7 protein-coding genes and 2 other annotated features are annotated in these 8,684 nt (G+C 34.1%); of the genes, 4 read left to right on the forward strand and 3 right to left on the reverse strand.

Features of this window, described 5'->3' with window-relative positions:
• Window positions 1-238 precede the first annotated feature (238 nt).
• Window positions 239-718 (reverse strand): hypothetical protein, encoded by a 480-nt coding sequence (locus AC1DJR_RS18655; protein WP_429687336.1) that lies wholly within the window; start codon window positions 716-718, stop codon window positions 239-241.
• 252 nt (window positions 719-970) lie between these two features.
• Window positions 971-1,182: a binding site (T-box leader), on the forward strand.
• Between the two features lie 111 nt (window positions 1,183-1,293).
• Between AC1DJR_RS18655 and aspS the strand changes: the two genes are divergently transcribed.
• Window positions 1,294-2,592: an aspartate--tRNA(Asn) ligase gene (aspS, locus tag AC1DJR_RS18660; RefSeq protein ID WP_429687335.1), complete on the forward strand. Its 1,299-nt coding sequence runs from the start codon at window positions 1,294-1,296 to the stop codon at window positions 2,590-2,592.
• 168 nt (window positions 2,593-2,760) lie between these two features.
• Window positions 2,761-3,009, forward strand: a binding site (T-box leader).
• Window positions 3,010-3,125: 116 nt separating this feature from the next.
• Window positions 3,126-5,159 carry a sodium-dependent transporter gene (locus tag AC1DJR_RS18665; RefSeq protein WP_477003218.1) on the forward strand — a complete coding sequence of 678 codons (2,034 nt, stop codon included), beginning with the start codon at window positions 3,126-3,128 and terminating at the stop codon, window positions 5,157-5,159.
• 39 nt (window positions 5,160-5,198) lie between these two features.
• On the opposite strand, the gene AC1DJR_RS18670 is transcribed toward AC1DJR_RS18665, so the two are convergent.
• Both AC1DJR_RS18670 and AC1DJR_RS18675 read right to left on the reverse strand, forming a co-directional pair.
• The gene (locus AC1DJR_RS18670; RefSeq protein WP_429687333.1) at window positions 5,199-5,774 is read right to left on the reverse strand and encodes a nucleotidyltransferase family protein; all 576 of its coding nucleotides are present in this window, start codon (window positions 5,772-5,774) and stop codon (window positions 5,199-5,201) included.
• A gap of 33 nt (window positions 5,775-5,807) precedes the next feature.
• Complete coding sequence (locus AC1DJR_RS18675) at window positions 5,808-6,605, reverse strand: lipid II flippase family protein (RefSeq protein ID WP_113734547.1); 798 nt, start codon at window positions 6,603-6,605, stop codon at window positions 5,808-5,810.
• Window positions 6,606-6,796: 191 nt separating this feature from the next.
• Here AC1DJR_RS18675 and AC1DJR_RS18680 point away from each other — a divergent pair, with 191 nt between their 5' ends.
• Both AC1DJR_RS18680 and AC1DJR_RS18685 read left to right on the forward strand, forming a co-directional pair.
• A complete protein-coding gene (locus AC1DJR_RS18680; protein WP_477003219.1) occupies window positions 6,797-7,306 on the forward strand; it encodes an HAD hydrolase-like protein in 510 nt (169 codons plus the stop codon).
• 370 nt (window positions 7,307-7,676) lie between these two features.
• Window positions 7,677-8,684: GntP family permease (locus AC1DJR_RS18685; protein WP_477003220.1), on the forward strand; the 1,008-nt coding region annotated here is incomplete at its 3' end.

The raw sequence follows: 8,684 nt of genomic DNA on the forward strand, positions 1-8,684 counted from the left end.
AACTCCTATAGATTTAGCAATTGTTTCTCCACTTTCTGAACCATCTAAATATCGTTTCACCGCTTGGATTTTTTCTTTTGAAGAAAATTTAGCCATAAAAAATGCACCTCCAATTGTTAGACCGTGTCTAACAATTGGGGTGCACTTCATTAAAAGTCACGACTTTTTTATTTGCTTAAGAACTGGTACTAGTAAATTAAGCTATATCAATGATAGTGTGAATTTATACGCATTCCATTTATTTTTTTGCTTCTTTAAAAACAAAATGCTCTTTAAATTTTCTAGACTCGACTTTTTGACCGTTTCGCATCGAGCGGAAAGGGTGTTCTTGCCAAGTGATTATAACGTCAACCTCATCTGATTTTGTAGAAACAGGGAAGTTAGCATGTCTAAATCCAGTTTTTCCACTTGCTAGACGACCTTCTTTTAGGGAAAAGAGTTCGTATTTTGTTTTCATATTTGGTTCATTGCGGAAGACTTCAACTTGTACGTTATATACTTCGTTTTCTCCAACATTCTTTACTGAAAATTGATATGTTTGAAATTTATCTTTTTTAGCTTGAAGCATATTTTCACTTGTTTTTTTCGGTTCATCAATATTCACTTGCCATTGATCAGAATTTTGAGAGATTGGTAAAGATTTTGGTGAATAGGCATATGCTTCATTAACTACAACTAAGCATAATAGTAGGAGAAAGAAACTAATTGTTTTTTTCATATGTACACCTCCGATAAAACTTTAATAATAATATGCGTGGGAAACGTGTGATTTATGTAATAAAATGGAAAAAAGTTCGATTGAAAGAATTTGAGAAGGATAAAACATTTCTAAGCTGTCAAATGATAATTGTATAGAGTTCAATGTTCATGTTACATATCTTTAGAAGGGGTCTGGTTAGTGAGAAATCGCAATATTTTTCTAAAAGGGCTTGTGTTTTATAAAATAAAGAGATAGAATACTCTGTAAATATAAAAAGTGATGATTAGGAAAAGTACATGATGCARGGGTCTACAGAGAGCAATCGGTTGCTGGGAAGATTGCGATACCGCATGATGGAAAGACACCTGTGAGTGTTGCTTTGAACGTGATAATTAGTAAAAGCAAACGGTACCTACCGTTATCAGGGCTAAGATGGTCATTATGACAATTTGGGTGGTACCGCGGAAAAATCCGTCCCTATTTATAGGGGCGGATTTTTGTATTCTTTGAAAGGAGGTGAGTGACCGTGGATGATGACGACGACGACAACAACAATAACGTAAATAAAAATAAAATTAATGGAGGGAAATATAATGGATCAAATAATGAAGCGTTCACTCACACGAGAATGTACGGAACATGGCGGGAAGGTTGTATTACTACAAGGATGGGTAAAAAAGATTCGCCATCTAGGGAATGTTAGTTTTTTATTATTAAGGGACCGAACGGGAGTTATTCAATGTGTATTAGAAAACGAGTTAGCCGGATACAAAGTTGATGTTGAAAGTGTGGTCCAAATAATTGGAGAAATAGTAGAGACACCGAAAACAGAATTAGGTGTTGAAGTACTTGCATATGAAGTGGAAGTACTAAATGGAGCAGAATCACTCCCATTTGAAATAAATAAAAAAAAGTTACAAGTTGGCCTAGATCAACTGTTGAATGAGCGAGTATTATCGTTAAGGCATGAGCGAATCGCGGCGATATTTAAAGTGAAATCTATACTCGTTCAGAGCTTTAGTGAATTTCTAATAGAGAACGATTTCACACGTATATTTACTCCGAAAATTGTTTCGCAGGGGGCAGAAGGAGGTGCGAATGTTTTTAAACTTCCATATTTCCAAAAAGAAGCGTATTTAGCTCAATCACCACAGTTTTATAAACAAATGATGGTAGCCGGAGGACTCGAACGTGTTTTTGAAATTGCTCCTGTGTACCGGGCTGAACATCATAACTCTTCAAGACATTTAAATGAATATATATCATTAGATGTAGAACTTGGATTTATTCATGATTTTCATGAAGTAATGCAATTAGAAACAGATATTTTACGATATATGTTTCAACAATTAGCAAAAAACTGTGAAAAAGAATTACAGCTACTACAAATAGAGGTACCTGTCATTACAGAAATTCCTAAAATCACATTGGCAGAAGCGCAAGAAATTTTGAAAATGAAGTATCGGAAAGAATCTCCTGAAGGGGATTTAGATACAGAAGGTGAAAAGTTACTAGGGAAATATGTGAAAGAAACATATAATAGTGAATTTGTATTCATTACACATTATCCGAAAGAAGCGCGACCGATGTATACGATACCGAATAAAGAAAATCCAACTATTACTGATTCATTCGATTTATTATATAAAGGATTAGAAATTACATCAGGTGCACAGCGAATTCATAACTATGACATGTTACTTGCTTCTTTTAAAGAAAAAGGATTACATCCAGAGAAATTTCAATCTTATTTAAATACATTCCGATACGGTTGTCCACCACATGGTGGTTTTGGGATAGGATTAGAGAGAGTTGTATATAAACTTTTAGAATTAACAAACGTACGAGAGGCGAGTGCTTTTCCGAGAGATTGTACACGTCTTATACCATAAAAAAGCATCTTCGCGATTATCGCGAAGATGCTTTTTTACTGTTCTTTCATTTTTACATTGAAAGTTTATAAAAATCCTTTTCGACAAAAAAATAATATATCCCTTGACAGTTATAAATATAACCGATATACTTCATATTAATTTCAAAAGAAAATATATTCTAAATATTAAAATGTGTTGAATAGGAGTAGTAAGGTCATGTATTTGTGCAGAGAGCTATGGGTTGGTGCGACATAGTCAAATGACATCCTGAACTCGCCTAGGAGCAGTAAGGTGGAACGGAATTACATTCTTAGTAAATCTTAACGGTTAACCTTCGATATTAGGTTTGTAATCAAACGATTACTACTAAGGTGGATTCATAATGGAATCAATAAGGGTGGTACCGCGTTAAGTAAATGGCTTAGCGTCTCTTTATATAGAGACGTTGGGCCATTTTTTTATTTTATAGAAAAAGAAATGGAGGTTTTATTCAGATTGATCAATAATATTTATTTATTAATATAAAATGATTTTAACGGGAGGAAAATAGGATGAAACAGACGGAGCAATGGACTTCGAAATTAGGTTTTATAATGGCAGCAGCAGGATCAGCAATTGGACTTGGAGCAATATGGAAATTTCCTTATATCGCTGGGAAGAGCGGGGGAGGAGCATTCTTTTTAATTTTTATATTATTTACTGTATTAATTGGATTACCGCTACTTATAGCTGAATTTATGATTGGACGCAGTACACAGAAACAAGCAGTTGGAGCATTTAAAAGTATCGCACCAAATACAGGATGGCACTGGATTGGACGTCTTGGCGTTGGAACTTGTTTTATATTACTTTCATTTTATAGTGTTGTAGGTGGATGGGTACTAATTTATTTATTCAGAGGAGTAACTGGACAACTTATTACTCCGGGACAAAATTACGGTTCGTTATTTACTGAAACAATTGGAAATCCGCTTTGGGCTATTACTGGACATTTCGTTTTTATGTTCATTACGATATGGGTTGTATCAAAAGGTGTACAAAATGGAATTGAAAAAGCAAGTAAATATATGCTACCAGCATTGTTCGTTTTATTTGTCGCTCTTATTATTCGTTCATTAACACTGGATAATGCGATGCAAGGCGTGAAGTTTTTCTTACAACCAGATTTCTCGAAGATTACTTCAGAAAGTATTTTATTCGCAATGGGCCAATCATTCTTTGCGATTAGTATAGGGATTTCGATTATGGTTACGTATAGCTCGTATTTAAATAAAAAAGAAAGTTTACCAAAATCAGCAATAACAATTGTTGGATTGAATTTATTCGTCTCTTTATTTGCAGGTCTTGCTATATTTCCAGCAGTATTTTCATTAGGAATGGAGCCGACAGAAGGGCCGGGCTTACTATTTATTGTATTGCCATCTGTATTTAGCCAAATTCCATTCGGAGGATTGTTCTTAACTGTATTTCTTGCGCTATTTACATTTGCCACATTAACCTCGGCATTTTCTCTACTAGAGACGGTTGTTTCAGCATTAGCAAATGGTGAACAAGAAAGAAGAGCTAAACTATCATGGATCATCGGGTTCTRCATTTTCCTAGCAGGTATACCATCTGCCTTATCATTTGGAGTATGGAGTGATATTACGATTTTTGGGAAGAATATTTTTGATGCAGTAGACTTCTTATCTAGTAATATATTAATGCCGCTGGGAGCATTATTTATTAGTATTTTCGTATCATTCAAGATGGAAAAGAAAGTGTTAGAAGCTGAATTTTTTGTAGGTGGAAATTACGGAAAGATAGTATTTACTTCATTTCATCAAGCGGAACGATTAAAAGATTCCTTATATGTAATTATGATAGATCAAAGAGGRGTTTGTCGRTCAGAAGKAATTACYGARGAAGAAWCTTTTGGAYTAWRTGATTTARTTGAAGACTGTGARGAAMTAAGAAAASTAYTACAAATTGAGAAATGGTCTGTAATYGGRCAYTCTTTCGGTGGATATTTAGCGTTGTTATATGCGTCGATGTATCCAAATTCAATAGAGAAARTAATATTTGAAGGTCCGACTTTCGATTTTGCATTAACAAGTAGGGCCTTACTACAAAAGACAGGAACTTTATTAAAAAAGTATGGAAAAGAATYAGTRGCAGAAGACTGCTTTGCTTATTTATCTAATAATGCTAGTTCAGAAGAGTTGTTAGAAGCTTATATAAGATTAAGYGCTGAATTAGAAGAAAAAAGAATGGAGATTTACAATTATAAGGAAGATGAGACAGACGATAGTTTATATAGTGATGAAGTGTGGGAAGTATTTTCAAGTCGTTCCAAAATCCATTTTGATAGATTAAAATTAGAGGGAGCATGTCATACGTCATTATTATCTAAAATAAAAGATATACAAAATCCAATGTTATTAATTGTAGGAAAACATGATGTAGTAACGTGTGAAAAGCAAATTGAAACATTTAATAAAGATGCTCAAAATGGGAAGCATATCATATTCGAAGAGAGTGGCCATACACCACATTATGAGGAAGCTGATCGATTTGCTGAAACAGTCATTCATTTTTTGAACTAAAGAAGAAAGAGCGCTTCGTATAATGCGAAGCGCTCTATTTTAAATTTCTGGATAAGTGATTGTAATATTAGGCCATTTACTTTGCCATTTCTTTTGATTAACTCTTTTGTTGTACATATGTATTCGTTCTTTCGTTTCAAGAAAATGAGGTGTAGGTTTCACTTGTAATGAAAGTACATCTTCTATTCCGCATGGGGATGTTAATATGACTTTGTTTTGTTCGTCCAAAGAAACACCAAGAGCGGTTGCTGTTTCAGGAAATTTAGAAATAGCATCAATAGAAGAAGAGTATGGTGGCATTCCATTCACTACATGCATGCGAGTTTGATTTTTCACTGACCAAGGGATAGTAGCATCCATATTCATTAGTTTCTGTTCTAATGATTGTTCGTACACCTCATCTTTATGTAATGGATCATAATAAATGACATCGACATCTGGCGTAGCCGTTCTTACTTCGTAGTTATGTAAGGTATCCCAAATTTTAGAACGGACAAACCCAGCGCAAATCCACCAATCAGGTAGCTCTAGTGATTTTGCCATTTGTAATACATTCATCATCCACGGATCATTTTGGATCAATTGAATAATATCTTGTTCGGTTTTAATAGTCATTTGATAGTACACCTACTTTTTTTAGAGAGTGAATTAATTCATAAGCTTAATAATCCATGTAATCCAGTAAGCACCTGGTATGAATAATAGTTGCGCTAATAATGTACCGAGAAGTCTAGAWATCATKAGCCAACCATACATCTTACTCATTGCTTCAGAACCTTCTTCTGATTGAAGAGCCCGTTCTGTTAAAAGAGCGATACGTGGATCTAGTAAAACTGTTAATAAAATAGTAGCAAAACCATTAACAAGACCAGAAGCTGTAGTAGCCTTTGTTGCATAAGTCGGATTTAAAAAAGAAGCATATAGTGCGGAAAGAACACCAGCTGTATAAATGGCAGTGGCAAACATATTAATAAGCATAATTCGCTTCGGAATTCCGCCAATACGCATTCGATGAATCATCTCAAACTTTGGAAAGCGTACATATTTTTTTGTGTACTTTAATTTTTGAATGTTATTCGTCTTCATCATTCGTATGAATGAACCATCTGTTTCAAAGTTTTGAATGACGTATCCAAATAGCTTTGTCAAAGTTGGATAAAGTATAATCGCGAGCAATGTACCGACAGAAGCAGATAATAAAACGAGCCGTATAATATGCTCTAAATCAATAGAAGAATCTAGCTTTGCTTCATCGACAATACCACCAATTAAAAAAGCTTGTAGTAAGTTAGATGTTCTTGAAATAAGTAGTACCATTCCTACGATGGATAAGGCAACGACAATCTTTTTTAAACGRACACCAGCTAATCGAATACTATAAGAGCTAGTTTCAACTGCGTGGATAACAATTGTGAAAGCCATTATAAAAATTAACGTAATTGACATGTGATTCACCAGTTTCTATTAAATTAAGTATAACTTTTTCACTTTATCATATCTTTTGTGATTTTGTAACTGAAAGTATAAGGGTTAAAAAAAGTAATTTTCTGAAAAATAAGATGGTGATAGTATAGTAAAGGGGTAAGTAGGAGAATGGCCTTAATGGGGTACATATAAAATCAGTGGGGGAATTAAATATGTATACAACATTTCTATTTGATTTAGATGGAACATTAACTGATCCGAAAGAAGGGATAATCAATGCTGTTCTATACGTGTTAGAAAAAATGGGGATTGAAGAAGTGAATATAAGTGAGTTAGATTCATTTATCGGTCCACCAATTCAACAATCTTTTGCAGATAGATATAATACTGTATTTGCGAAACAAGTAATAGAGCACTTTCAGTTAACATCTTTTTTTGAAGAGATTGTTGGGAGTAATTTAGATGGGACAAGAATAAAAAAGGAAGAAATAATTGCTCATATTTTACAAACAAATGAAGAACTTCAAAAAGAAGAAATGGTGATGATTGGTGATAGAAAGCATGACGTAATCGGTGCGAACAGTAACGGAATTGCTTCAATAGGTGTATTGTATGGATATGGTAGTGAGATTGAATTGAGTGATGCTGGGGCGATTCATATAGTGAAAGATGTCGAAGAGTTACAAAGCTTTTGTATAGAGAATAGTACGATAAAACTATAGAAATAGAACCTAGAAATCCCTTTATAACATATGACGATGAAATCGTTTTTGTTTAAAGGGATTTTACATATGTAATCGAATACTATAATTAGACAATTTTAGCATGAAAAATTTGTAATAAAGTAAAACTTTAATTAGTGGAAGTTTTGTCCATCCGGCACTGATTATCAGCCCTCACCAATCGGGCTGTTACGAGCAGTTGATATCCCGCCTAGCTTCTGCACATTTGCTGAATTTTAAGGTGGGAGTCTTACTGCCCGCAAATAGCGGGATAAAAAGAGGAGGAATGTCATGAAATAAAAGGGTTCGAAATACGAGTAAAAGTTCGYCATWAAAAGATTGAATTTTCAGTTTAAAAGGAGGGTTATAATTGGAGCTAGTTATTATTTTATTAGCACTTAGTTTACTCATGTTTGTAGCATATAAAGGATTTTCTGTAATATTATTCGCACCGATTTTTGCATTATTTGCGGTATTTTTGACAGAGCCTAGTTTTGTATTACCTTTCTTTTCAAATATTTTTATGGAGAAAATGGTAGGATTTATCAAATTATATTTCCCAGTGTTTTTACTTGGAGCAATATTTGGGAAAGTAGTAGAAATGTCAGGAATCGCTGATTCCATCGCAAAGACGATTGTAGAGTTAGTTGGAGAAAAACGTACAATTTTAGCAATCGTTTTAATGGGAGCTATTTTAACGTATAGCGGTGTTAGTGTGTATGTAGTGGTGTTCGCTATATTTCCGTTTGCGGCGAAGTTGTTTCGACAAGCGGATATTCCAAAGCGTTTAATCCCTGGCACAATCGTTCTTGGAGCAGCAACATTTACAATGGATGCGCTTCCTGGATCACCACAAATTCAAAATGTAATACCTACAACTTTTTTTAAAACTGATATTTATGCAGCACCGATACTTGGTATTTTAGGCGCAATTTTTGTTTTAACGTTAGGTTTACTTTATTTAGAGAGTAAGCGTAAGAAGGCAAAAGCAGCAGGAGAAGGGTATTTTGGTTTTAACGATGGAAATTCTGAAATGGCAGCATCTTTGCAATTAGAACAAAAAGATATGCCGATATTAAGCGGTATTGAAATTACAAGAGTACAGCAAGTAATTGCGTTTGTACCACTTATTTTAGTAGGTGTAATGAATAAAGTTTTCACAATCATGATACCAAAGTGGTATCCAGATGGTTTTGATTTCTCAGCTATTGGTATGAAAGCATTTGGAAAAGTTGAATTAAGTGCGGTAGTTGGGATTTGGTCTGTAGAATTGGCACTTATTATAGGGATTTTATCAACGCTTTTATTATATTGGAAACGAGTAGTAACTGGATTTCAAGCTGGATTGAATACAAGTATTGGTGGAGCGCTACTTGCA

The sequence above is a fragment of the Bacillus sp. 05T31 genome (genome assembly GCF_056396725.1).

Bases quoted from the DNA above. Each gene is read 5' to 3' on its own strand.
- AC1DJR_RS18670 (WP_429687333.1), bottom strand. From the start codon at position 5,774: ATGACTATTAAAACCGAACAAGATATTATTCAATTGATCCAAAATGAT.
- aspS (WP_429687335.1), top strand. From the start codon at position 1,294: ATGGATCAAATAATGAAGCGTTCACTCACACGAGAATGTACGGAACAT.
- AC1DJR_RS18680 (WP_477003219.1), top strand. From the start codon at position 6,797: ATGTATACAACATTTCTATTTGATTTAGATGGAACATTAACTGATCCG.
- AC1DJR_RS18655 (WP_429687336.1), bottom strand. From the start codon at position 718: ATGAAAAAAACAATTAGTTTCTTTCTCCTACTATTATGCTTAGTTGTA.